The sequence below is a fragment of the Amycolatopsis sp. NPDC088138 genome, from assembly GCF_044741685.1.
Classification (GTDB): Bacteria; Actinomycetota; Actinomycetes; order Mycobacteriales; family Pseudonocardiaceae; genus Amycolatopsis.
This window is the reverse complement of sequence record NZ_JBIUTB010000006.1, coordinates 279,608-302,553: the sequence shown is the minus strand read 5'-3', so window position 1 is coordinate 302,553 and position 22,946 is coordinate 279,608. Positions and strand designations below refer to the sequence as shown.

The 22,946-nt window shown below is 71.1% G+C and carries 19 protein-coding genes; 10 read left to right on the top strand and 9 right to left on the bottom strand.

Annotation, left to right across the window (positions count from 1 at the left end; genetic code table 11):
* Positions 1–45: 45 nt before the first annotated feature.
* The gene (locus ACIOD2_RS33150) at positions 46–1,593 is read right to left on the bottom strand and encodes an alkaline phosphatase D family protein (protein WP_400547051.1); all 1,548 of its coding nucleotides are present in this window, start codon (positions 1,591–1,593) and stop codon (positions 46–48) included.
* Positions 1,594–1,716: 123 nt separating this feature from the next.
* Here ACIOD2_RS33150 and ACIOD2_RS33145 point away from each other — a divergent pair, with 123 nt between their 5' ends.
* Complete coding sequence (locus ACIOD2_RS33145; protein WP_400547048.1) at positions 1,717–4,071, top strand: penicillin acylase family protein; 2,355 nt, start codon at positions 1,717–1,719, stop codon at positions 4,069–4,071.
* A gap of 22 nt (positions 4,072–4,093) precedes the next feature.
* On the opposite strand, the gene ACIOD2_RS33140 is transcribed toward ACIOD2_RS33145, so the two are convergent.
* The 3 genes from ACIOD2_RS33140 to ACIOD2_RS33130 form a co-directional block, all read right to left on the bottom strand.
* The gene (locus tag ACIOD2_RS33140; RefSeq protein ID WP_400547045.1) at positions 4,094–4,285 is read right to left on the bottom strand and encodes a hypothetical protein; all 192 of its coding nucleotides are present in this window, start codon (positions 4,283–4,285) and stop codon (positions 4,094–4,096) included.
* Positions 4,286–4,354: 69 nt separating this feature from the next.
* Positions 4,355–4,759, bottom strand: coding sequence for a DUF4233 domain-containing protein (locus ACIOD2_RS33135; protein ID WP_400547042.1), 405 nt, complete (start codon positions 4,757–4,759; stop codon positions 4,355–4,357).
* Positions 4,756–6,411 (bottom strand): bifunctional folylpolyglutamate synthase/dihydrofolate synthase, encoded by a 1,656-nt coding sequence (locus ACIOD2_RS33130; protein ID WP_400547039.1) that lies wholly within the window; start codon positions 6,409–6,411, stop codon positions 4,756–4,758. Before ACIOD2_RS33130 ends, ACIOD2_RS33135 begins: the two co-directional genes overlap by 4 nt.
* A gap of 74 nt (positions 6,412–6,485) precedes the next feature.
* Between ACIOD2_RS33130 and ACIOD2_RS33125 the strand changes: the two genes are divergently transcribed.
* The 3 genes from ACIOD2_RS33125 to ACIOD2_RS33115 all read left to right on the top strand — a co-directional run bounded on the left by ACIOD2_RS33125 (position 6,486) and on the right by ACIOD2_RS33115 (position 9,391).
* On the top strand, positions 6,486–7,115 hold the full coding sequence (locus tag ACIOD2_RS33125) for a class I SAM-dependent methyltransferase (protein ID WP_400547036.1): 630 nt from the start codon (positions 6,486–6,488) through the stop codon (positions 7,113–7,115).
* Between the two features lie 85 nt (positions 7,116–7,200).
* Positions 7,201–8,076 carry an SGNH/GDSL hydrolase family protein gene (locus ACIOD2_RS33120; protein WP_400547033.1) on the top strand — a complete coding sequence of 292 codons (876 nt, stop codon included), beginning with the start codon at positions 7,201–7,203 and terminating at the stop codon, positions 8,074–8,076.
* Positions 8,077–8,185: 109 nt separating this feature from the next.
* Complete coding sequence (locus ACIOD2_RS33115) at positions 8,186–9,391, top strand: IS30 family transposase (RefSeq protein WP_400547030.1); 1,206 nt, start codon at positions 8,186–8,188, stop codon at positions 9,389–9,391.
* Positions 9,392–9,413: 22 nt separating this feature from the next.
* On the opposite strand, the gene ACIOD2_RS33110 is transcribed toward ACIOD2_RS33115, so the two are convergent.
* On the bottom strand, positions 9,414–10,202 hold the full coding sequence (locus tag ACIOD2_RS33110; protein ID WP_400547027.1) for an alpha/beta fold hydrolase: 789 nt from the start codon (positions 10,200–10,202) through the stop codon (positions 9,414–9,416).
* A gap of 11 nt (positions 10,203–10,213) precedes the next feature.
* Positions 10,214–10,981, bottom strand: coding sequence for an alpha/beta fold hydrolase (locus ACIOD2_RS33105; RefSeq protein ID WP_400547024.1), 768 nt, complete (start codon positions 10,979–10,981; stop codon positions 10,214–10,216).
* A 105-nt stretch (positions 10,982–11,086) separates the two neighbouring features.
* Here ACIOD2_RS33105 and ACIOD2_RS33100 point away from each other — a divergent pair, with 105 nt between their 5' ends.
* Complete coding sequence (locus tag ACIOD2_RS33100; protein ID WP_400547021.1) at positions 11,087–11,974, top strand: LysR family transcriptional regulator; 888 nt, start codon at positions 11,087–11,089, stop codon at positions 11,972–11,974.
* A gap of 318 nt (positions 11,975–12,292) precedes the next feature.
* Here the strand turns inward: ACIOD2_RS33100 and ACIOD2_RS33095 are convergent, their stop codons facing one another.
* Positions 12,293–14,914 (bottom strand): valine--tRNA ligase, encoded by a 2,622-nt coding sequence (locus ACIOD2_RS33095; RefSeq protein WP_400547018.1) that lies wholly within the window; start codon positions 14,912–14,914, stop codon positions 12,293–12,295.
* A gap of 56 nt (positions 14,915–14,970) precedes the next feature.
* On the opposite strand from ACIOD2_RS33095, the gene ACIOD2_RS33090 reads away from it, so the two are divergent.
* The 5 genes from ACIOD2_RS33090 to ACIOD2_RS33070 all read left to right on the top strand — a co-directional run bounded on the left by ACIOD2_RS33090 (position 14,971) and on the right by ACIOD2_RS33070 (position 20,565).
* Entirely contained in the window at positions 14,971–15,279 is a 309-nt protein-coding gene (locus ACIOD2_RS33090) for a hypothetical protein (RefSeq protein ID WP_400547015.1), read from the top strand.
* 50 nt (positions 15,280–15,329) lie between these two features.
* Complete coding sequence (locus ACIOD2_RS33085) at positions 15,330–16,328, top strand: hypothetical protein (RefSeq protein ID WP_400547013.1); 999 nt, start codon at positions 15,330–15,332, stop codon at positions 16,326–16,328.
* 73 nt (positions 16,329–16,401) lie between these two features.
* Positions 16,402–16,839 (top strand): MarR family winged helix-turn-helix transcriptional regulator, encoded by a 438-nt coding sequence (locus ACIOD2_RS33080; protein ID WP_400547010.1) that lies wholly within the window; start codon positions 16,402–16,404, stop codon positions 16,837–16,839.
* Positions 16,840–16,909: 70 nt separating this feature from the next.
* Positions 16,910–18,211, top strand: a complete 1,302-nt coding sequence (locus tag ACIOD2_RS33075) for an MFS transporter (protein ID WP_400547008.1) — start codon at positions 16,910–16,912, stop codon at positions 18,209–18,211.
* A gap of 47 nt (positions 18,212–18,258) precedes the next feature.
* Positions 18,259–20,565, top strand: a complete 2,307-nt coding sequence (locus ACIOD2_RS33070) for an FdhF/YdeP family oxidoreductase (RefSeq protein WP_400547005.1) — start codon at positions 18,259–18,261, stop codon at positions 20,563–20,565.
* Here ACIOD2_RS33070 and ACIOD2_RS33065 read toward each other — a convergent pair.
* Complete coding sequence (locus tag ACIOD2_RS33065) at positions 20,556–21,062, bottom strand: hypothetical protein (protein WP_400547003.1); 507 nt, start codon at positions 21,060–21,062, stop codon at positions 20,556–20,558. The genes ACIOD2_RS33070 and ACIOD2_RS33065 overlap by 10 nt on opposite strands.
* A gap of 472 nt (positions 21,063–21,534) precedes the next feature.
* Positions 21,535–22,923, bottom strand: coding sequence for an LCP family protein (locus tag ACIOD2_RS33060; protein WP_400547000.1), 1,389 nt, complete (start codon positions 22,921–22,923; stop codon positions 21,535–21,537).
* Positions 22,924–22,946: the final 23 nt, after the last annotated feature.

The following is a 22,946-nucleotide window of genomic DNA, read 5'->3' as shown; positions in this document are numbered from 1 at the left end:
CGTAGTCGACGTCACAAACCGGGCGGCCGGGCCCGCGCGCGTGCTTCAGCGTCCCTGCGGGTGCAGCTTCTTGGACCACAGCGACGCACCCGTGGCGTCACGCAGGTCCACCGTCAGGTCGCCGCTCGCACCGTCGATGTTCAGCTCGCCGAAGTGCTGGAAGCCGTCGATCGGGGCCGTGTTCGCGACCGGCGGGGCGTGGACGAACACCGCCTCCGGGCCGAACGTCGGGTCGAGGGTGTTCGGGCCGAACGCGCCCGCGTTCAGCGGCCCGGACACGAACTCCCAGAACGGGTCGAAGTCCTGGAAGGCCGCGCGGTCCGGCGAATAGTGGTGCGCCGCCGTGTAGTGGACGTCCGCGGTCAGCCAGACGACGTTGCGGACGTGACGGCGCTGGATCTCCCGCAGCACCCAGGCCAGCTCCGTCTCGCGGCCGCCGGGCGCGCCCGGCAGGTTGTTCGCCACGGCCTCGATGTCGGTGCCGTCCGGGACGACCAGGCCCAGCGGCATGTCCGCCTGGACGATCTTCCACGTCGCCGTGCTGCGGCCGAGCGCGTCGGCCAGCCAGCGGGCCTGGCGGTCGCCGAGGATGTACCCCGGCTTCGTCTGGTCCGCGGTGTTGGCGTTGCGGTAGGTCCGCATGTCCAGCACGAAGATCTCGGCGCGCGTGCCGTACTTGAAGCTGCGGTAGACGCGGCCGTCGACCGCCTGGCGCGAGTCGATCGGGTGCCACTCGTGGAACGCCTGGTACGCCCGCGGCGCGAGGACGTCGACACGCTTCTCGGTGTACGCCGGGTTGTCGAGGATCTTGCCCGGGTACCAGTTGTTCAGGACCTCGTGGTCGTCCCACTGGACATACGACGGCACCTGCGCGGCGAAGCGGCGGAAGTGCTCGTCGAGGCGGTTGTACGCGTGCTGGCCGCGGAACTCCGCCAGCGTCTCGGCGACCTTCGCCTTCTCGGTCGTCACGACGTTGCGCCAGGTGCGGCCGCCGGGCAGCGTGACGGTCTCGGTCAGCGGGCCGTCGGAGTACACCGTGTCGCCGCTGTGCAGGAACAGGTCCGGGCGCCGCGCGGCCATCGCGGAGAAGATCTTCATGCCGCCCAGGTCCGGGTTGATCCCCCAGTTCTGGCCGACGACGTCACCCGACCACAGGATCCGGGCGCTGCTGCGGCCGACCGGCGCCGTGGCGAACGTGCCCGTCAGCGGCTCGCTCGTGGCGCGCCCGTCCAGCGACTCCGCCGTGACGCGGTAGTGGAACCCGGTGCCCGGCTGCAGCCCGGCGACGCGCACCCGGCCGGTGCCGTCGCTGTCCGGGCCGACGACGGCGCCGGAGACTCGGCGAGCGTGCCGGAACGACGGGTCCCGCGCGATCTCGACGACCAGCCGCGACGGCCGGTCCGCGCGCGACCAGACAACGGCGGAGCCCGGCGTGACGTCGCCGGACTGGACGCCGTGGGTGAGCACGGGCCGGTCGCGGCGCACCAGCGGCGTCGCGGCGAAGGCGGTGGACGGCAGCACGAGCGTGGCGGCGGCGCCGGTCAGGCCGGCCTTGAACAGCGTGCGGCGAGAGTGGTGGGTCGGTTCGGTCATGGCCGGATCCAACCCCGCCCCGGCCAACGCCGGATGGCGCGCGGGTGAACGGAATCCGGGGGATTTCCCCCATGGCGGACGTCCTCGCCGTCGGTAGCGTGGCGATCACGACAAGGGGGTCAGATGAGACCATTCAGGAAAACCCTGGCTGTGCTGACAGCGGCACTCACCATCACCACGCTGGGTACCGGGATCGCGGACGCGGGACAGGACGGCGCCAAGGCCGTCCTCCGCTACACCGAGCACGGCATCCCGCACATCGTCGCGAAGGACTTCTCCGGACTCGGGTACGGGTACGGCTTCGCGGCGGCGACCGACAACGTCTGCGAACTCGCGAACATCTACCTGACGGTGAACGCGCAGCGTTCGAAGTACTTCGGCCCGGAGGGCGAGGGCTACCCGTCGCTGTCCGAAGCGGGCAGCAACCTGCACAGCGACCTGTTCTTCCAGCAGCTCAACGACTCCCACGTCGTCGACAAGCTGGTCGCGCGGCCCGCGCCGCAGGGGCCGCGGCCCGAGGTCCGCGAGATCGTCTCCGGGTATGTCCGCGGCTTCAACGCCTACCTCGCCCGCACCGGCCGGTCCGGGATCTCGGATCCCGCCTGCCGCGGCGCCGACTGGGTCCGGCCGATCACCGAAGAGGACTTCTACCGGCACTACTACGCCATCGCGATCACCGGCGGGCAGGGTGTCTTCACCGAAAGCCTGTTCACCGCACCGCCGTCCGGTGCGACACCGGCGCCGGGCACGGCCGACCAGCTCTCGGCGAGTGTCCGGCAGGCGCTCGGCGGGAGCGGCCTGGGCAGCAACGGCATCGCGATCGGGTCCGATAGCACCGCCGCGGGCCGGGGCAGCGTGCTGCTCGGCAACCCGCACTACCCGTGGCAGGCCGGGCGCCGGTTCTGGCAGAGCCAGCTGACCATCCCCGGCCGGTTCGACGTGGCCGGCGCGAGCCTGCTCGGCATGCCGTTCGTCCAGATCGGGCACACCGCGGACGCCGCGTGGACGCACACGGTGTCCACCCCCGTCACGTTCGGCTTCTTCGAAGTGCCGCTGCAGGCCGGCGACCCGACGACCTACCTGGTCGACGGCAAGCCGGAGAAGATGACTTCGCGCGACGTCACGGTCCAGGTGCGCCAGGCCGACGGCTCGATCGAGCCGGTCCGCCAGACGTTCTTCTCGACGCGCTACGGGCCGGTGATCGGCGACTTCCAGGGCATTCCCCTGCCGTGGACGGCGAAGTCGGCGTACACGGCGCGCGACGCCAACGCCACGAACCTGCGCGGGCTCAACACCTGGTTCGAGCTCGACCAGGCCCGCAGCACGGCCGACGTCTCGCGCGCGCTCAGCAGCACCCAAGGCGTGCCGTGGGTCAACACGATCGCCACCGACCGGGCGGGCAACGCGCTGTACTCCGACGTCCAGGTCGTCCCGCACGTCACCGACGAACTGGCGAAGACGTGCGGCACCCCCTTGGGGCAGCAGACGTTCGACGAGGTCGGACTGGCCATTTTGGACGGTGGGAAGTCGTCCTGCAACTGGGGTGCCGATCCCGGCGCGATCGAGCCGGGCATCTTCGCGCCCTCGCGGCTGCCGCAGCAGCAACGCCGTGACTACGAGCTGAACACCAACGACAGCGCCTGGCTCGCGAACGCGAAAGCCCCGATCACGGGCTACCCGCGGATCGTCGGCGACATCGGCACCGAGCGCAACCCGCGGACCCGGGAAGCGCTGCTCACGGCGGAAAAGGGCGGGTTCACGACGGACTCGATGAAGAAGACGCTCTTCGCCGACCACAGCCTGATCGCCGATCTGGCGGCGGCGGACCTGGCGAAGCTGTGCGCGTCGTTCCCCGGTGGGCAGGCACCGTCGTCGGCCGGCCCGGTGCCGGTCGGGCCCGCCTGCACGGCCCTGGCGAGCTGGGACCACACGTACTCGCTCGACAGTCGCGGATCGCTGCTGTTCCAGCAGTTCGCCGCCCGGCTCGGCAACCTGCCCCGCTTCACCGTGCCGTTCGACCCGAAGGCGCCGGTGACCACGCCGAACACGCTCAACACCGGGAACGCGGACATCCAGCGGGCGTTCGGGGACGCGATCGCCCAGCTGCGCACCGCGGGCCTCGCGCCCGACGCCCGGCTGCGGGACGGCCAGGCCGTCACCCGGAACGGCGAGCGCATCCCCATCCACGGCGGGCAGGGTTTCCTCGGCGTGCTCGACGTCGTGACGCCGCAATGGGATCCGGCACGCGGGAACACCGAGGTCGTGCACGGGTCCAGCTACATCCAGGTGGTCGGGTTCAGCGGGCGCGCGTGCCCGGACTCCTCGACGGTGCTGACGTACTCGCAGTCGGCGAACCCGAACTCGCCGTACTACAGCGACCAGACGAAGCTCTTCAGCCGGGGCGAGTGGGTGAAGGAACGCTTCTGCGAAGCCGACATCCTGCACTCCCCCGCGCTGCGGGTGGTCGTGCTGCGCTGACGGCCGCGGCGGAGGCGGGTGCTCAGCCGCCCGCCTTCGCCGTGAGGCCGCGGAGATCGGCGAAGGTTTCGTCCAGGTGCTCGTCCAGGTCTCGCGAAGAGTCGTCGGGCCAGGCCTGGACGGCGTGGTGGCGCTGACCCCGGAGGAAGCCTCGACGCACTTCGCGAGCCCGTTCCTGGCCACGGCGTACGCCTTCCGTCTCCAGCGCGCTCACGCAGGAGCTGCTCGGCTGGTCACCGAGCCACCCCGCCCTGCTGGACGACTTCGAGCGGGGCGACTACCTCTAGGCCTGGGGTTGCTGCTGGCTCGCCAGGGTGCCGGCCGCCATCCGGCGGGCGACGTCCTTGCGCAGCCACAGCAGCCACAGCCAGACCGCCAGGAAGATCACGCCCAGCACGGCGATCGCGGGCAGCCAGAACACCAGCGCGATCAGCACGACCTGCAGCGCGAGGAGCACCGGGACCGTCCACGGGCGCTTGACGAACCCGCACAGGACGACGTGCAGGAGCGCTACGGCCAGCACCGTCCAGCCGGTCGCCGTGCTGATGCCGCCGCCCAGCTTGTTCACCACGGGCAGCGCCAGCGCCACCGTGATGCCCTCCAGGATCAGCATCCCCGACATCACGCCGCGGAAGCCCTTCATCGGGTCCTTCGGCTTCGGCTGCGGGGCCGGGGTTTCCTCGCTCACGACGGCTCCTTCCCGAACAGCGTGCGGGCCTCACCCGCGGTGACGACCGAGCCGGTGACCAGCACGCCGCCGCCCGCGAGGGGCTCTTCGGGGTCGTCATTGGTCTCCACCAGCGCGATCGCCGTCTCGACCGCGGTCTCCAGGTCGGTCTCGGCGACGACGCGGTCCTCACCGAAGATCGAGATCGCCAGCTCGTTGAGCTCTTCCAGCGGCATCGAGCGCGGGGACGAGTTGCGGGTGACGACGACGTCCGACAGCACCGGCTCGAGCGCGTCGAGGATGCCGCGGGCGTCCTTTTCGGCCATCACGCCGACGACGCCGACCAGGCGGCGGAAGGCGAACTCCTCGGCCACGGTCGCCGCCAGCGCACGGGCGCCGTGCGGGTTGTGCGCGGCGTCGAGCAGCACAGTCGGCGCCGCGCGGACGCGCTCGAGCCGTCCGGGGTTCTCGACCTCCGCGAACGCTTCGCGCACGGCCTCGACGACCAGCTGCTTGTCCTTGCCCGCACCGAAGAACGCCTCGACGGCGGCCAGCGCGAGCGCGGCGTTCGCGGCCTGGTGCGCGCCGTGCAGCGGCAGGAAGACCTCGTCGTAGACCCCGCCGAGGCCCTGCAGCTTCAGCATCTGCCCGCCGACGGCGATCTCGCGCTCGAGCACGCCGAACTCGCTGCCCGCGCGGGCCACCGCGGCGTCGACCTCGACGGCCCGGTCCAGCAGCACCTTCAGCACCTCGGGGTCCTGCTCGGCGATCACCGCGACGGAACCGGCCTTGATGATTCCGGCCTTCTCCTTCGCGGCGCCGAGGATGTCGGGGCCGAGGTACTCGATGTGGTCGAGGCCGATCGGCGTGATGACGGCGACGTCGGCGTCCGCGACGTTCGTGGCGTCCCACGCCCCGCCCAGGCCGGCCTCGATGACGGCGGCCTCGACGGGCGCGTCGGCGAAGGCGGCGAAGGCCATCCCGGTGAGGATCTCGAACTTGCTCATCGCCACGCCGTCGGCGGCGGCGCCGTCCACCATGGCCACGTACGGCGCGAGGTCGTGCCACAGCTCGGCGTAGCGCGCGGCCGGGATCGGGTGGCCGTCGAGCGCGATCCGCTCGGTGACCAGCTGCAGGTGCGGGCTCGTGTAGCGGCCGACGCGCAGGCCCATCCGGGTCAGCAGCGAGTCGATCATCCGGGCCGTGGAGCCCTTGCCGTTCGTGCCGGCCACGTGCAGTACCGGGTACCCGCGGTTCGGCTCGCCCAGCAGCTGCACCAGCGCGGAGATGCGGGTCAGCGACGGCTCGATCTTCGTCTCCGGCCAGCGCTGGTTCAGCTCGGCCTCGACGGCCATCAGCTCGCGGCGTGCCTCCGGGCCGTCCGGGTGGCCGTACGCCTCGGGTGCGCCCTGGTCGTCGAGCTCGTGCAGCTCGGCGTCCTCGGCGGTGATCATGTCGGGCACCGGGCCGGTGGCGAGGTTGTCGCCCAGCTGGCCGATCCCGCCGATCCCGCCGCGCGAGCCGCCGCCCGCGTCGAACGCGGTGTCCCGCGCGTCCAGTTCGGGGTCGGTGTCGTCGTCGTCCTCGTACCCCTGGGCGTCCAGTTCGTCGACGCCCGCGAAGCTGTCCAGATCCGACAGGTCCGGCCTGCGACCTGTCTCATCCTGCGGCACTGAATCTCCTCCGGCCTGGGGTTTTCGCACTTGCCTTCCGAGTCTACGTGCGTGATTGGTGGCACTCTCGACGCATGCCGTTCAACCACAACGACCACTACCACCCGCTGCTGCTGGACCAGCTGCCGCCGGGGCCGGGGATCGCGCTGGACGTCGGCTGCGGCACGGGCCGGTTCGCGCGGCGGCTGGCCGCGACCGGGATGGCGGTGGAGGCGCTCGACGTGTCGGCGGCCATGGTGGAGGCGGCCTCGGGCCTCGGATCACCGGGCCCGGGCAAGATCGTCTACCGGCAGGCGGACGTCACCACCGACGACCTGCCGGAGCAGCACTACGACTACATCTCGTGCCTGGCGTCCCTGCACCACGTGCCGTTCGCGACGGTCACCAAGCTGCACCGCGCCCTGGTGCCGGGCGGGGTGCTGGTGGTGCTGACCCCGGCCCGGCCGAGCGGCCCGCGCGACTGGCTGCGGGAGGTGGCGGCGGTGCCGGCCAACGCCCTCGCGCGGCTGGTCGTCTACGCGGGCGAGCGGCTCAACGGCGGCGGGGACGACGGCCCGCAGGCACCCACGCTGTCCCGGTTCCCGGCGATCGGCGAGGTCCGGCGCGACGCCGCCCGGCTGCTGCCCGGCAGCACCGTCCGGCCGCTGCTGTTCTGGCGGACGCTGATCACTTACCGTGAGCCAGAGGACGATCACCCGTTGTGACACCACGGGCGGGTGAAGTCCGCCCCCGCACCACCCCGTGCTCGCTAGATGTGGAGGGAGTTTTCCGGAACAGAACGGGGTCTTCATGCGCATCACCCGGCTGCTCATCGCCGTCGTCTCGGCAGCCATCCTGCTTCCCGCGTCCGCCACCGCGGCGTCGGCGGCACCGCGGATCCACCACTACGTCGCGCTCGGCGACTCCTACACCTCCGGGCCGTTCATCCCGGTCCAGCGGACCGACCCGCTCGGCTGCGGGCGGTCGACGGCGAACTACCCGTCGGTGCTGGCGGACACGCTCGGCGTCGGCGACTTCGACGACGTCAGCTGCGCCGGGGCCGACACCACGAACATGACCCGGCCGCAGTCCGTGCCGTTCAACGGCACCAACCCGCCCCAGCTGGGCGCGCTGCGGCTCGACACCGACCTGGTCACCCTCGGCATCGGCGGCAACGACTTCGGCGTCTTCGGCGGCATCATCTCGACGTGCCCGGGCCTGCGGAAGGGCGACCCGACGGGCAGCCCGTGCCAGGAGCACTTCACGGCCAACGGCGTCGACACGGTGAAGACGGCGATCGGGAACATCGAACCGCGGGTCCAGGCCGTCCTGGCCACCATCCACCAGCGCTCGCCCGGTGCGCGGGTGCTGGTCGTCGGTTACCCGCGGATCGCGCCGGCGAGCGGCTACTGCCCGGACATCCTGCCGTTCGCCGACGGCGACTACGCCTGGCTGAACGAGGTGGAGCAGGACCTGAACCAGACCCTCGAGAACGCCGTCGACGCGGACGGCAACGCGGCGTACGTCGACACGTTCGGCCCGTCGCGCGGGCACGACGCCTGCGCGCGGGGCGGCTCGGCGTGGATCAACGGCAAGGACCAGAACGTCTTCGTCGCGGCGGCCTACCACCCGCTGAAGGCGGGCATGGCCGGTGTGGCCGCGGTGGTGCTGAAGCAGGCCCGCTGACGCCTCGCGAAACTGCCGTGAAGGCCACCTTGAGGGACTCTGAGTCCCTCAAGGTGGCTCGGAGTCATGGGGTCGTTGCAACACCGCCCAGCTGAAGGACGGGATTGCGATGACACGAGTGCCAACCCACCGATGGCTCCCACGCTCGCTGCAACTGCTGTTCTGGGAGCAGATCCGGGCAGGCCTGGCCGCGAAACCGGCCGCGCAAGCGGCCGGTTTCGCCCCCACCACAGGGGTGCGGCTGTTCCGCCAAGCTGGCGGAGTGATCAGCAACGCACCCCATCGGCCTGGCCCGCTCCGGCTGAACATCACTGACCGGGACGAGATCGCCTGCCTCACCGCTGCAGGTCACGGCCCCCGCGCCATCGGCAGAGCGATCGGCCGGCCGGCCTCGACGGTGTCGCGGGAGCTGGCCCGCAACACCGGCCCGACCGGCGCCTACCGGGCCAGCAGCGCCCAGCACCGCGCCGAGCAACGCGCGAAACGACCCAAAACCGCGAAGCTGCGCGCCGACCCAGTGCTGCGAGAGATCGTGCAGGCCGGGCTGGACCGCAAGTGGTCGCCCCGGCAGATCTCCGAGAGACTGGTCCTGGACTTTCCCGACCGGCCGGAGATGCGGGTGTCGCACGAAACGATCTACCAGGCGCTGTATGTCCAAGGCCGGGGCGCGTTACGCCGCGAACTGACGGCGGCGTTGCGGACCGGGCGGGCCCTGCGGATGCCGCAACGGCACACCCGGGCCCGCCGCTCCCGGCCCTCGGGCGGGATCGCGGACATGGTCAACATCAGCGAACGGCCCGCCGAAGTCGCCGACCGTGCGGTCCCGGGACATTGGGAAGGCGACCTGATCCTGGGCAAGGACAACAAGTCCGCGATCGGGACGCTGGTGGAACGTTCGACCCGGTTTGTGATGTTGCTGCATCTGCCTGGCGGGTGGGACGCGGCCACGGTCGCGGCGGCGATGACCGAGGTGATCCAGACGTTGCCGCCGTTGCTGGTGAGGTCGTTGACCTGGGATCAGGGCAAGGAGATGGCCCGGCATCGGACGATCACCGTGGACACGGGGTTGGAGATCTACTTTTGTGATCCGCATTCGCCTTGGCAGCGGGGCAGCAACGAGAACACCAACGGTCTGCTGCGTCAGTACTTCCCCAAAGGCACCGACCTGTCCCGGCATTCTGCTGCGGACCTGGCGGAGGTTGCGGCTGAGTTGAATGGGCGGCCGCGGGAGACCCTCGGCTGGCATACACCAGCCGAGGCCCTCACAGCGTTACTCTCGGATCAGCAGACACCAGGTGTTGCAATCACCACGTGAATCCGCCTGGCCTTCACGGCTTTCAGGACAGGAACTCCAGGACCAGGCGGGCGAACTCGTCGGGCAGCTCGGCCGGGGCGCCGTGGCCGGCGTCGATCGTGGCGGCGCGGGCGCCGGGGATCGCCGCGACCAGCTCGCGCTGCTGCTCGGCACCGACGATCCGGTCGTGCGCGCTGCCGAGCACCAGCGTCGGCGCGGTGATCGCCCCCAGCACCGGCCGCAGGTCGACGTGGCGGTCGGCTTCCGTCTGGCGGTCCGTGCCCGGCTGGATCATCTTCGCCAGGTCCGTGACGAGCTGTTCGTTGCCCGCCGCGGTCGCCGTGGCCCAGTAGCGCGGGCCGAACGCCATCAGCGGCAGCATCCGGGCGAACGTCGCCGGGCCGTCGGCCAGCAGCTCCAGCCAGTAGCGGAACTCGGCGTCCTGGCGGACGTCGGTGACCGGCCAGGCCGCGTGCAGCACGGCGGAGCGCACCCGGTCCGGGTGGGTGCCGGCCAGGTGCGCGGCGACGACGGCGCCGAGCGAATGCCCGACGACGTGCGCCGCCGCGACCCCGGCGTCGTCCAGCACCGCCAGCGCTTCGGCGGCGAGGTCGGCGATGTCGACGGGCCCGCCGTGGTCGGTGGTCAGCCCGGAGCCGGAGAAGTCCGGGGCGAGCACGGTGAACCGGTCACGGGCGAGCGCCGTCAGCGGACCCCACTGCTCGCGGGACGCGGCGGTGCCGTGGAGCAGGAGCAGCGCGGGGCCGGCGCCGTCGACGTCGTAGTGCACGGCGGCGTCCCCGCCGGCCAGGGTCACGGGAACCGTGGGCATGGTGTTCTCCTTCAGGCGAGGACGGTCCGGAGCGCGGCGGTGAACGCGCGGGGGTTCTCCTGGTGCGGGATGTGCCCGCAGCCGGCGATGACGTGCACCCGGGCGCCCGGGGTGGCGGCCGCGCAGCTGCGCGGAACCTCCAGGGGGATCTCGGTGTCGAGCTCGCCGTGCAGGTAGGTGATCGGGACGGTCAGCTCCGGCAGCCGCGGCCGCGGGTCGTACTTCGTCACCTCGGTGAACAGGTCGTCGCTGTAGACGCTCGAGTCCGCCAGCTGACGCACGGTCCAGTCGACCACCCCCGGCGAGACACCCGGCGCGAACCAGTTCGGCACCCACCCGGCCAGGGTCCCGATGCGGTCGTCGGCCATCCGCTCGCGCAGGTCGAGGACCTTCTCGAGCATCGCCTCCGCCGGCCAGTAGGCCGGGCCGTCCACCGCGACGACCCCGCCGACGAGCTCGGGGCGCGCCAGGGCGAGTTCGGTGGCGAAGACCGCGCCGAACGAGGAGCCGACGACCACGGCCTTCTGGAGGTCCAGCGCTTCGATCACGGCGGCGACGTCGGCGGTCAGGCCGTCGATCGTGTTGCCCTCGAGCGGGTGGTCCGACCGGCCGCACCCACGCCAGTCGAGGGTGACGACGCGGTGGTCGCGCACCAGGTCCGGCAGGCACGACTGCCAGACGAGGCCGCTGGTCCCCCAGCCGTGCAGGAGGAGCAGTGCGGGGCCGTGGCCGGCGTCTTCGTAGTGCAGGCGGGTGCCACGAACGTGCAGGTAGGGCATGTCCGGTGTCCTTTCTTCCGCCTTCCAGCCAACCGCTCGGGTGCGGCTTTTCCGATGGGCACTCCGCTCCTACACTGATCACGAAACCTGATGAATGGGGGCGCGGTGGAGCTACGGCAGGTGCGGTACTTCCTCGCGGTCGCCGAGGAGCTGCACTTCGGGCGGGCGGCGGAGCGGCTGCACATCGTCCAGCCCGCGGTGAGCCAGCAGGTGCGGCGGCTGGAGCGGGAGCTGGGGGTCTCCTTGCTGAGCCGAACCACCCGCAGCGTCACCCTGACCGAGGCGGGCCAGCGGTTCCTGCCGCACGCGCGGGCGGTACTCGCGGCCGCCGACCGGGCCGCGGATTCGGTGGCGGAGTTTCGCGTCCCGGGCACGCTGGTCCGCCTGGGCACGAGCGAGGGCCTCGGCGACCGGCTGGATCTCTTGCTGAGCGCGTTCGCCCGTCTCGCGCCTTCGGCGGCCTTGGAGCTGCTCCACGCGCCGACAACCCAGCGACTGCAACGCGTCCGCGACGGCTCCCTGGACGCCACGATCGTCCGCGGCTCCTGGCCGGGCGCGGGCCTCGACTTCACTCCCCTGTGGACGGACGAGGTGATGGTCGCCCTGCCCGCGTCCCACCCGCTGGCTGCTTGTGACGTGGTTTCTTTCGCCTCGCTGGCTTCGCTGCCGGCTCGCCTGAGCCCGCCTTCGCGGAATCAGCCGCTGTACGACCTGGTGGTGTCGTGCTGCCGCGAGGCGGGCTTCGAACCGGTGCTGGGCAAGGACTTCACGACAGCTCAGGACACCCTGGGCACGCTCGGCTACGGCCGTCCACACTGGACGGTCTTCTACCGGGCACACGCAAACCTGCTCCCGGTGCCGGGGGTGGTGTTCCGGCCGCTGCGGGATCCTTCACCGGTGATGCCGACGTACCTCGCGACCCCGGCGGACCGGCGGGTGACGCCGGAGCTGGTGGCGCTGATCGAAGCCGCGCGGGAGACCGAATCGCGCTGAGCAGCCCCCGTTTTCCACGCTACCGAGGGGGTACGACAGTCTCGGCCGGCCACCATGACGGCGTCCGGTGTCGCGCAGCCGAGGTTTCGTGGACGACGGTCCTGCGGTGGTGCGCCCCAAGGCGGCCTTGGTTGCGTCTCACGCACCGAAGGCGGCCTTCGGTGCGTGAGACCTGAGTCCGCCGGTCGCGAGCCGCTCCCGACTCGATGTGGCAGCCGGGGCTCCCGAGGTTGCCGTGCCGACACGCGATGCACCCAATGTGGCGTTGGACGCACCCAACGCCACATCGGGGCATTCTCAGGTGACCAGGGGCAGTGGTCAGGCGGTGGGCAGGGCCGCCAGGCGAGCCGTGATGCGGTCGATGTCCGCGACCGCTGTTTCCTTGCGGACCTTGATCTTGTCGATCACCGGGGCCGGGGCCTTCGCGATGAACGCCTCGTTGCCCAGCTTGGCCTCCGTCTGGGTCAGCTCCTTCTGGGCCGCCGCGAGGTCCTTCTGCAGGCGCTTGCGCTCGGCCTCGACGTCGACCGTGCCCGAGAGGTCCAGCTCCACCGTGACCACGCCGTCCGCCAGGGCCACCTCGAGGGACGCGCTCGCCGCGAACTCCTCCGAGGGTGCGGTCAGGCGCACCAGCGAGCGGATCGCCTCTTCGTGACCGCCCGCGTAACCGGCCAGGCGGGCCGCGACCTTCTGGCCCGGCTTGAGACCCTGGTCGGCGCGAAAGCGGCGGATCTCCGTCACCAGCTTCTGGACGTCGGCGATGTGCGCGTCGGCGACCGGGTCCGCGTAGCCCTCAAAGGCAGTAGGCCACGAGGCGATCACCAGGGACTCGCCGCCGGTCAGGGCCGTCCACAGCTTCTCGGTGATGAACGGGATGAACGGGTGCAGCAAGCGCAGCACCGTGTCCAGCACGTGGCCCAGCACCGAACGGGTGGCCGCGACCCGGGCGTCGTCGCCTTGGTACAGCTGGACCTTCGCCAGCTCGAGGTACCAGTCGCACAGCTCGTTCCAGGTGAACTGGTAGAGCGCGCCCGCCACCTTGGCGAACTGGAAGTCCTCGAACAGGCCGTCCACTTCGGACACCAGCGCGCCGAGGCGGCCGAGGATCCAGCGGTCCGACTCCGTCAGCTCCGAAGCAGCCGGAAGAGCCGAAGACACCGAAGCGCCGTTCATCATGGCGAACTTGGTGGCGTTCCACAGCTTCGTGCAGAAGTTGCGGGAGCCCGCGGCCCACTCGTCGGCCAGCGCCATGTCCGCGCCCGGGTTGGCGCCGCGGGCCAGGGTGAACCGGGTGGCGTCGGCGCCGTAGGCGTCCATCCACTCCAGCGGGTCGATCACGTTGCCGCGCGACTTGGACATCTTCTTGCCCTGCGCGTCACGGATGAGCCCGTGCAGGTACACATGGTCGAACGGCTGCTTGCCGTCCATCTGCTGCACGCCGAACATCATCATCCGGACGACCCAGAAGAACAGGATGTCGTAACCGGTGGACAGGACGCTGGTCGGATAGAACTTGGCCAGGTCGTCCGACGTAGAAGGCCAGCCCAGTGTCGACATCGGCCACAGGCCCGAGGAGAACCAGGTGTCCAGGACGTCCGGGTCCTGCGTCCAGCCCTCACCCGACGGCGGCTGCTCGTCCGGGCCGACGCAGACGACTTCGCCGTCCGGGCCGTAGAAGACCGGGATGCGGTGGCCCCACCACAGCTGGCGCGAGATCGTCCAGTCGTGCATGTTGTCGACCCAGTCGAAGTACCGCTTGCCCAGCTCCGGCGGGTGGATCTTCGTGCGGCCGTCGCGGACCGCGTCGCCGGCCAGCTTGGCCAGCTCCTCGACCTTGACCCACCACTGCAGCGACAGGCGCGGCTCGACGACCGTGTCGCAGCGCGAGCAGTGCCCGACGGCGTGCACGTACGGCCGTTTCTCGGCGACGATCCGGCCGAGCTCGCGCAGCGCCGCGACCACCGCGGGCCGCGCCTCGAACCGGTCCAGGCCCTCGAACGGGCCCTTCACCGTGATCTCGGCGCGCTCGTTCATCACCGTGAGCATCGGCAGGTCGTGGCGGCGGCCGATCTCGAAGTCGTTCGGGTCGTGCGCCGGGGTCACCTTGACCGCGCCGGTGCCGAACTCCGGGTCGACGTGCTTGTCGGCCACGATCGGGATGCGGCGGCCGGTGAGCGGCAGCTCGACCGTGGTGCCGACCAGGTGCGCGTAGCGCTCGTCGTCCGGGTGGACGGCGACCGCGGTATCGCCCAGCATCGTCTCGGCGCGGGTGGTGGCCACCACGATCGCGTCTTCGCCGTCGCCGTAGCGGATCGACACGAGCTCGCCGTCGTCGTCGTTGTGGTCGACCTCGATGTCCGACAGCGCGGTCTGGCAGCGCGGGCACCAGTTGATGATCCGCTCGGCGCGGTAGATCAGGCCCTCGTCGAAGAAGTTCTTGAACACCGTCTGGACGGCCTTGGACAGGTTCTCGTCCATCGTGAAGCGCTCGCGCGACCAGTCGACGCCGTCGCCGAGGCGCTTCATCTGGCCGAGGATCCGGCCGCCGTACTCGGCCTTCCACTCCCAGACGCGCTCGACGAACTTCTCGCGGCCCAGGTCGTGGCGCGAAAGGCCCTCACCGGCGAGCTGGCGCTCGACGACGTTCTGCGTCGCGATGCCGGCGTGGTCCATGCCCGGCAGCCACAGCACCTCGTAGCCCTGCATGCGACGGCGGCGGCTCATCGCGTCCATCAGGGTGTGGTTGAGCGCGTGGCCCATGTGCAGGGAACCGGTCACGTTCGGCGGCGGCAGTACGATCGAGAACGGCGGCTTCTCCGACGAGGCGTCGGCCGTGAAGTACCCGGCCGCTACCCAGCGGTCGTACATCGGTGCTTCCTCGGCGGCCGGGTCCCAGGCACCCGGAAGGTCGGTGGTCTGCTGCGGAGCGTTCTCGGTCACAATGGACAAGTCTACGAACCCGTCACGGCGGGTCACCCAGGGGGAAGGCACTCGGGATGGCACAGCCTCAGCAACCGCAGGATCCGGACGACCGGCGCCTCGAGACGCACCCGGACCTGATGAACCCCGACTGGCAGAAGTACGCCGAGCGGGACGCCTGGCTGGGCGCCAAGAAGGACCTGAGGAAACGCCGCAAGCGCGACCGCCGGACCGGCGGCACCCAGCGGCCCGGCAGCAGCCGGTGGCCGGGGCTGCTCGCCCTGCTCCTCGTCGTCGTGCTGGTCGCGGCGGCCGTCGTCGTGAACCAGGTCCAGGGGGTCGGCGTCAACGAAGACCCGTTCATGTTCTTCGGCGTTTCCGCGTAACGAACTCCCTCCGCTGTCGATGATCAGGCATCGACTGTGGGGGAAAGCACGTGGACGAGGACGATCTGCTCGAATCGCACCCGGACCTGATGGACCCGGAGTGGCGCAAGCACGCCCAGACCGACGCCTGGCTGGGCGCCAAGAAGGACCGGAAGAAGTTCCGCAAGCAGCAACGGCGCACCCGGCCGCGACGGCCCCACCGCCGGTGGTGGGTGTTCGCCGCGTTCGTGGCGATCCTCGGCGTGACCACCGTCGCGATCGTGCTGGTCGGCCGCCGGGCCCCGGCACCGGCCGCCGCGCCGAACCCCACGCAGGTCCCGCAGTACGCCCGGGTCGACCTCGCCCGGCCCTACGCGAACACCCCCGCCGACACCTGGCCGAAGGGCCTCGACGGCATCACGTCGCCCGCCGCGGCCACCGTCGGCGCCTTCAAGGCCGACGCGGTCGCGGACGCCTACGCGCAGGTCCGGCGGGTCATCGCGACGTCGAGGCTGGACCCCGCCGTGCTCTACCAGCACGATCCGAAGGCCTACCTGGCCCTCTTCGCCATGGACGCCCGCGGGGCCATCAGCACCGCCCTCGAGCGGAAGCCGTCGCAGCAGGGCCAGGCGGACGTGTCGACCTACCTCACCGAGATCGCCGACGGCCACCACCTGCTCGACCAGGGCCCGCGCTCGTTCGGCGTCCTCACCGCGCGGGCGGGCGAACGGCCCGGTGAGCTGATCGTCGACGCGAAGTTCTCCATCGCCTACGCCTTCGACGCCGCGCAGCCGGAGAAGCTGATCAGCCCGGCCGAAATCGTCAGCTTCCTGCGGGCCGACGAAAGCTACGTGATCCGTAGCGGCACCGGCTTCCCCCACGGCGACGGCCTGTGGCCCTTCGGCGGCTCCAGCGCGTACTCCTCCGTCGGCTGCGCCGCCGCGAAGGAGGGCTACCTGGCCCCCGGCTACGCCAACCCGCCGGCCTTGCCGGACAGCGGCGAACACCGGGACGCGCCCGGCTACTACGACCCGAAGTACCCGGTGCCGACCCTCGACGGCTGCCACTGACCGTCCTGCACTCCCGCCGGGGAGTGCGTCACACCCAGATGCACAGTCTGGACTGAACAGTTAGACTGTGTGTATGGGCGAAGTACCGGCACACGTGGCCGAGAGCGCCGGCTGGATCCGCGGGGTCGTCGGGCAGCTGCACCGGCGGCTGCGCCAGGTCGACAACGCCGGCATCCTGACGCCGTCGCAGTCCGCCGTGCTCAACCGGCTCCACCGCGAAGGCCCCGCCACGCAGGGTGAGCTGGCCGCCGCCGAGCACGTGCGGCAGCAGTCGATGGCCGCCACCCTCGGCGTCCTCGACGAGCTGGGTTACCTCGCCCGCACCCCCGATCCGGCCGACCGGCGCCGCGTCGTGATCAGCCTGTCCGAGGCCGGCATGTCCACCGTCAGCGGCGTCTTCCAGCACCGCGACGAGTGGCTCGCCCAGGCGCTGGCGGACGAGCTGACCCCCGCCGAGCTCGAGGCCGTCACCCGCGCCCTGCCGCTGCTGCAGCGCGTCGCCGAGCACTGAACCCGAAGGAGTCCTCACGACCACCGTCACCGCACCCGCCAAGTTCGGCGCCCGCCTGGTCACCCCGCTGGTGGCCGGGGCGGTGCTCAACCCGATCAACTCGACGCTCATCGCCGTCGCGCTCGTACCCATCGGGCACAGCTTCGGCGCCGGGCCGGGCCAGACGGCCTGGCTGATCTCGGCGCTCTACCTGGCCACCGCGGTCGGGCAGCCGGTGGTCGGGCTGCTGGTGGACCGCTACGGCGCCCGCCGCGTCCTGCTCGGCGGGGCGGTGCTGGTGATCGTGGCCGGGATCGCGGGCCTGATCCCGATCTCGATCGGCTGGCTGACCGGCGTGCGGGTGGTGCTGGGCCTGGGTACCTGCGCCGGGTTCCCGGCCGCGATGGCCGTACTGCGCCACCACGCCGAGGCGAGCGGCCAGGGCGTGCCCGCGCGGGTGCTGTCGCTGCTGTCGATGTCCGCGCAGACGGTGATGGTCATCGGCCCGACGCTGGGCGGGCTGCTCATCGGCCTGTTCGGCTGGCCCGCGATCTTCGCGGTGAACATCCCGCTCGCCGGGTTGTCGCTGGTACTGGCGCTGCTGTGGGTCCCGAAGGACGACCGCGGTGAACGCACCGCGCAGCCGATCGACGTCCTGGGCATCGCCCTGTTCTCCGCGACCCTGCTGGCGTTGCTGTTCTTCCTGATGAACCCGGGCGCCGACGTGTGGCTGCTCGCCGTCGTCGCCGCGCTCGGGACCGCGTTCACGCTCGTCGAACTGCGTCGCGGCACGCCGTTCCTCGACCTGCGGATGCTGGCGGCCAACCGCGCGATCCTGCACACCTACCTGCGGCAGGCGCTGAGCTTCATGGCCATCTACGCGATCATGTTCGGCTACGTCCAGTGGCTCGAGACCGCGCGGCAGCTGAGCGAGGAGGCCGCCGGGCTGATGCTGCTCCCGATGTCCGGCACGGCGGTGTGCGCCGCCGCCTTCTCCGGGCGCGGCACGGGGATCAAGGCCCGGCTGGTGACGGTCGCCGTCGCCCTCGTCGGCGGCTCGGTGCTGCTGCTGTTCGTGCACGACGGCACGTGGATCGGCGCGCTGCTGGCGCTGACCGCGCTGTTCGGCCTGGCGCAGGGCCTGACCAGCGTCGCGAACCAGACGACGCTCTACCGCGAGGCGCCCGCCGAGCAGATGGGCACCGCGAGCGGGCTGTTCCGGACCGCCCAGTACCTCGGCGCCATCGTGGCGTCGACGCTCATCGCGCTTTGTTACGGCCCGCACGCGGACTCGGCGGGCCTGCACCGGCTGGCGATCGCGCTGATCGTCATCAGCGCCGTGCTGCTCGTGGTCACGGTCGCCGACCGGGGACTGCGCGCCGCACGGGTGTGACGTACCCCCTGCTCGCGGGAATGGTCATCGGGGCGCACCATGAACACATGACCCGTGAAGCGCCGGCGCAGGACGTGGACGAGGCCCAGCTCGAAGTGGGCAAGCCGAAGGGCTGGGCGGCCGGGATACCGGGGGTGGCCGTCTCACTGCTGCGCAGTGTCGAGCAGATGGGCACCGGCCGGACCGTCAAGGCGTTGCGGCTGCTGAACCAGCGCCAGGGCTTCGACTGCCCCGGCTGCGCGTGGCCGGAACCCCGTGAGGTCGACGGCGAACACCGCAAGCTCGCCGAGTTCTGCGAGAACGGCGCGAAGGCGGTCGCCGAAGAGTCCACGAAACGGCGGGTGGGCCGGGAGTTCTTCGCCGCGCACCCGATCGCCGACCTGCGCGGGAAGACCGACTACTGGCTGGGCCAGCAGGGCCGGATCACCGAGCCGTTCGTGCTGCGCGAAGGCGCGTCGCACTACGAGCCGATCTCCTGGGACGACGCCTTCGAGCTGGTCGCCGGCGAGCTGAAGGCCCTGACCGACCCGAACGAGGCGTTCTTCTACACCTCGGGCCGGACCAGCAACGAAGCCGCGTTCCTGTACCAGCTGATGGTGCGTTCCTACGGCACCAACAACCTGCCGGACTGCTCGAACATGTGCCACGAGTCCTCGGGCGCGGCCCTGCAGGCGACCACCGGCATCGGCAAGGGCTCGGTGAGCCTGGCCGACATCCACAAGGCCGACCTGATCGTCGTCGTCGGGCAGAACCCGGGCACCAACCACCCGCGGATGCTCTCGGCGCTGGAGGAGGCCAAGGGCAAGGGCGCGCGGATCATCGCGGTCAACCCGCTGCCCGAGGCCGGGCTGATGCGGTTCAAGAACCCGCAGAACGTCCGCGGTGTCGTCGGCAAGGGCACGCCGCTGGCCGACGAGTTCGCCCAGATCCGTCTCGGTGGCGACCTGGCGCTGTTCCAGGCCGTCGGGCACCTGCTGCTGACCTGGGACGAGCAGGCGCCGGGCTCGATCGTCGACTGGGAGTTCGTCCAGCGCTCGACCGAGTACTTCGACGACTACGCCAAGCACCTGCACGAGATCGACTGGCCCGAGGTCGAACGGGCGACCGGGCTGCCGCGGGAGCAGATCGAGCGCGTCGCGCGGATGATCGCGTCGTCGGAGCGGACGATCTACTGCTGGGCGATGGGCCTGACGCAGCACAAGCACGCCGTCCCGACGATCTCGGAGATCGCGAACCTGGCGCTGATGCGCGGGATGATCGGCAAGCCCGGCGCGGGCCTGTGCCCGGTGCGCGGGCACTCGAACGTCCAGGGCGACCGGACGATGGGCATCTGGGAGAAGATGCCGCAGTCCTTCATGGACGCGCTGTCCGGCGAGTTCGGCATCGACGTCCCGCGCGAGCACGGCCTCGACACCGTCGACTCGATCCGCGCGATGCGCGACGGCCGCGGCAAGGTGTTCTTCGCCGTCGGCGGCAACTTCGCGTCCGCCACACCGGACACGGAGACCACCGAGAAGGCGCTCCGGTCGTGCTCGCTGACCGTGCACGTCTCGACGAAGCTGAACCGCTCGCACGTCGTGCACGGCCGCACCGCGCTGGTCCTGCCGACGCTCGGCCGCACCGAGCGCGACGTCCAGGCCGCGGGCGAGCAGTTCGTCACCGTCGAGGACTCGATGTCGCAGGTGCACGCGTCGCACGGCCGTCTGAAGCCGGCGAGCGAGCACCTGCTGTCCGAGGTCGCGATCATCTGCCGGCTGGCGGAGAAGCTGCTCGGCGCGGACCACGCGGTGCCGTGGCGGACGTTCGAGGGCGACTACGACCTGATCCGCGACCGGATCGCGCGGGTCGTCACCGGCTGCGACGACTACAACCGGCGCGTCCGCGAGCCGGACGGCTTCGTGCTGCCGAACGCGCCGCGCGACTCCCGCGAGTTCACCGGCACGGCCAACGGCAAGGGCAACTTCACGGTGTCCGAACTGGAGTACCCGAAGGTGCCCGAGGGCCGGCTGCTGCTGCAGACGATGCGCAGCCACGACCAGTACAACACCACGATCTACGGCCTGTCCGACCGCTACCGCGGCATCGAGAACGCCCGTCGCGTGGTGCTCGTCAACCCGGACGACCTGGCTTCGCTGGGTCTCGCCGACGGCGCGATGGTCGACCTCGTGTCGGAGTGGCGCGACGGCGACCGCCGGGCCCCGGCGTTCCGCGTGGTGTCCTACCCGACGGCCCGCGGCTGCGCGGCGGCGTACTTCCCCGAGGCGAACGCGCTCGTGCCGCTCGGTTCGGTGGCCGACAAGTCGAACACGCCGGTGTCGAAGGCGATCGTGGTGCGGCTAGAGCCTCAGCCCTGATAATCGCGCCGCAGCGTGCCCATCATGTCGGTGACCATGGCCTGGACGTCGTCGAGCGTGGCCGCCGGGATCAGCGCCGCTTCGGTGCCGCCGTCGGCGATGGTCACGCCGAGCACGACGTTGCCGGTGCGCACGGCCGCCCACTGCTCGGAGAACCCGGCCTCGTCCCCGACACCGGTGGCGAGGCGGACACCCGAGTGGTCGCCGAGCGCGTCGGTCATCAGCTGGGTCGCCTTGGCGGCGGCCTCGGCGTCGTCCGAGCCGGTGAACCGCACGACGGCGATCGTCACGAGCCGGTAGTCCTGCAGGTTGGGTTTGCCGCCGCCGAGGTCGCGGGCGAAGAGCCGCTTGCAGCTGGTCAGCTCGTTGTCGACCTCGGATCGGTCTTCGGGCACGACCTTCGCGTCGGCGGTCTTGATCGAGTTCGACGGGATCTCGACGGTCCCGGGCGCGAGCTGGGCGGGAGCGTTCGGGCCGGGCAGCTTGCAGGCGTCCACGGGGTCGGGGTAGTGCACCGACGTGGACGACGACTGGCAGCCGGCGCACAGAACGGCGGAAGCGAGTAACGGAAGTGCCCACCCCCATTGGCGGGCGGAGCTTCTGCGCATTCGGTTTTCCTGGGACGAAAGCGACGGAAATCGGTTTTCCCGATGACCACCGGTTCGGTGATCATCCACTGGTGGAGCGGCGCACGAAATCGTTCGGCACCCGGGGTTTCACGGTTTGGAGAACACTGCCTCACCAGTGCGGCAAGGTCAAGGACCACTCTGGAAAGTGGTCCACCGTGGTCCGGTCCCCGACAGGAGAAAACGTCTTCGCGCTATTCCCGGAAAATGATCGGCGCGGCTCCGCGTTTTGGTCGGCTGCGCGGCCCGATACCGGACGGCTCGCCGGACATCGGCCTGCCGGTTCTCTTTGCCCATGGTCCGGGAGTCGCGACCGCGGCCGTCGGCGTTTCACCGCGCGGACTCAGTCCACGCAGACGACCCCGCCCGAGGTGATCGGTTCGTCGCCGCCGGGCGCACCGCCGCCGCCCGCTATTCCGGGGCCGGAATAGACCGAGCCCAGCAAGACCTCTATGTGCCCGGCCGGGACCGAGGACGTCTGCTGGGTCGTCAAGCCGCCCAGGAGCTTGGCCACCTCCGCGCCGCGGTCCGCCAGGTCCGGGCCGAAACGGACCAGGGACGTCCGGCGGGAGCCGGTGTTGCCCGTCGTTCCCGGGGCGAATCCCTTGTCCCGCAGGACGTCCGCGACCCGGGCGGCCAGGCCCGCGTGCGCGCTCGCGTTGGACACGTCGACCACCGGTGCGGGGGCGGCGGGCACGGGCGCGCCGATCAGGCTCGCCACGAACGCCTTCACCTGAGCCGGATCCACCTGTACCGCGGTGGCCTTCGGATTGTCGGGGTCGTAGCGGTAGTCCACGTTGACCGTCGGGATCGTCGTGAACTCGATGCCACCGCCCGAAATGCCGCGCATCTGCCCGACGAAGTCCAGCAGGTTCCACGAGCCGTCGAGGACGACCGAGCGCTTCACCGCGTCGATGAGGTCCGACAGCTTGCCCGGGTCGCTCAGCGTCCCCGACGACAGCACCTGCTTCGCCAGCCCCGCCAGGAAGACCTGCTGCCGCCGGGCGCGGCCCAGGTCGCCGCCCTTGACGTAGTCGCGCTGGCGCACGAAGGCCAGCGCGTCCGCGCCCGAGATCCGCTGGGGACCCGCTTTGAAGTCGGCGCCGGAGTTCTTGTCCTTCGTGTCCGCCTTCAGGCAGACGTCGACGCCGCCGACCGCCTTGCTGATCTCGGAGAAGCTCAGCAGGTTGACCTCGGCGAAGTGGTCGATCGTGACGCCGGTGAGGTCCTCGACCGCCTGCCGCGTCGCGCGGCGGGCCGCGGTCAGCGCCTCCTGGTCGATCTTCGCCTTGTCCGTCTCCCCCGCGGCGCGGCGGGTCTTCGCCTCCGCGACCTTGGCGCGCCCGAACGCGGCGTTGATCTTCCCCTTGCCGCCCGGCATCGAGACGTAGCTGTCCCGCGGGATCGAGAACGCCTTGACCTCCTGGGTGCCGTTCGGGATCCGCAGCACGATGAGGGTGTCGGTCAGGTCGTCGCCGTTCGGGCCCACGCGCAGCTCGCGCAGCACGTCCGCCGGCAGCGGGTTGCCCTGCAGGTCGGTCCGCGAGTCGCGGCCGACCAGCAGGATGTCCAGTGAGCCGTCAGCCGGCTGTTCGCCCGGTTTCGCCGCGACGCCGATCACGTCGTCGCGGGTGACCTCGTCGAGCGAGCGCAGGTTCGCGTAGCCGTAGGCCGTGCCGCAGAAGACGACCAGGGCGACCCCGGCGACGACGACCTTCCCCAGTGGATGCACGCCCTCCTGACGCCGCCACCGCC

Coding starts and splice junctions, on each gene's coding strand:
- ACIOD2_RS33150 (WP_400547051.1), bottom strand. CDS start 1,593: ATGACCGAACCGACCCACCACTCTCGCCGCACGCTGTTCAAGGCCGGC.
- ACIOD2_RS33145 (WP_400547048.1), top strand. CDS start 1,717: ATGAGACCATTCAGGAAAACCCTGGCTGTGCTGACAGCGGCACTCACC.
- ACIOD2_RS33125 (WP_400547036.1), top strand. CDS start 6,486: ATGCCGTTCAACCACAACGACCACTACCACCCGCTGCTGCTGGACCAG.
- ACIOD2_RS33120 (WP_400547033.1), top strand. CDS start 7,201: ATGCGCATCACCCGGCTGCTCATCGCCGTCGTCTCGGCAGCCATCCTG.
- ACIOD2_RS33115 (WP_400547030.1), top strand. CDS start 8,186: ATGACACGAGTGCCAACCCACCGATGGCTCCCACGCTCGCTGCAACTG.
- ACIOD2_RS33110 (WP_400547027.1), bottom strand. CDS start 10,202: ATGCCCACGGTTCCCGTGACCCTGGCCGGCGGGGACGCCGCCGTGCAC.
- ACIOD2_RS33105 (WP_400547024.1), bottom strand. CDS start 10,981: ATGCCCTACCTGCACGTTCGTGGCACCCGCCTGCACTACGAAGACGCC.
- ACIOD2_RS33090 (WP_400547015.1), top strand. CDS start 14,971: ATGGCACAGCCTCAGCAACCGCAGGATCCGGACGACCGGCGCCTCGAG.
- ACIOD2_RS33080 (WP_400547010.1), top strand. CDS start 16,402: ATGGGCGAAGTACCGGCACACGTGGCCGAGAGCGCCGGCTGGATCCGC.
- ACIOD2_RS33070 (WP_400547005.1), top strand. CDS start 18,259: ATGACCCGTGAAGCGCCGGCGCAGGACGTGGACGAGGCCCAGCTCGAA.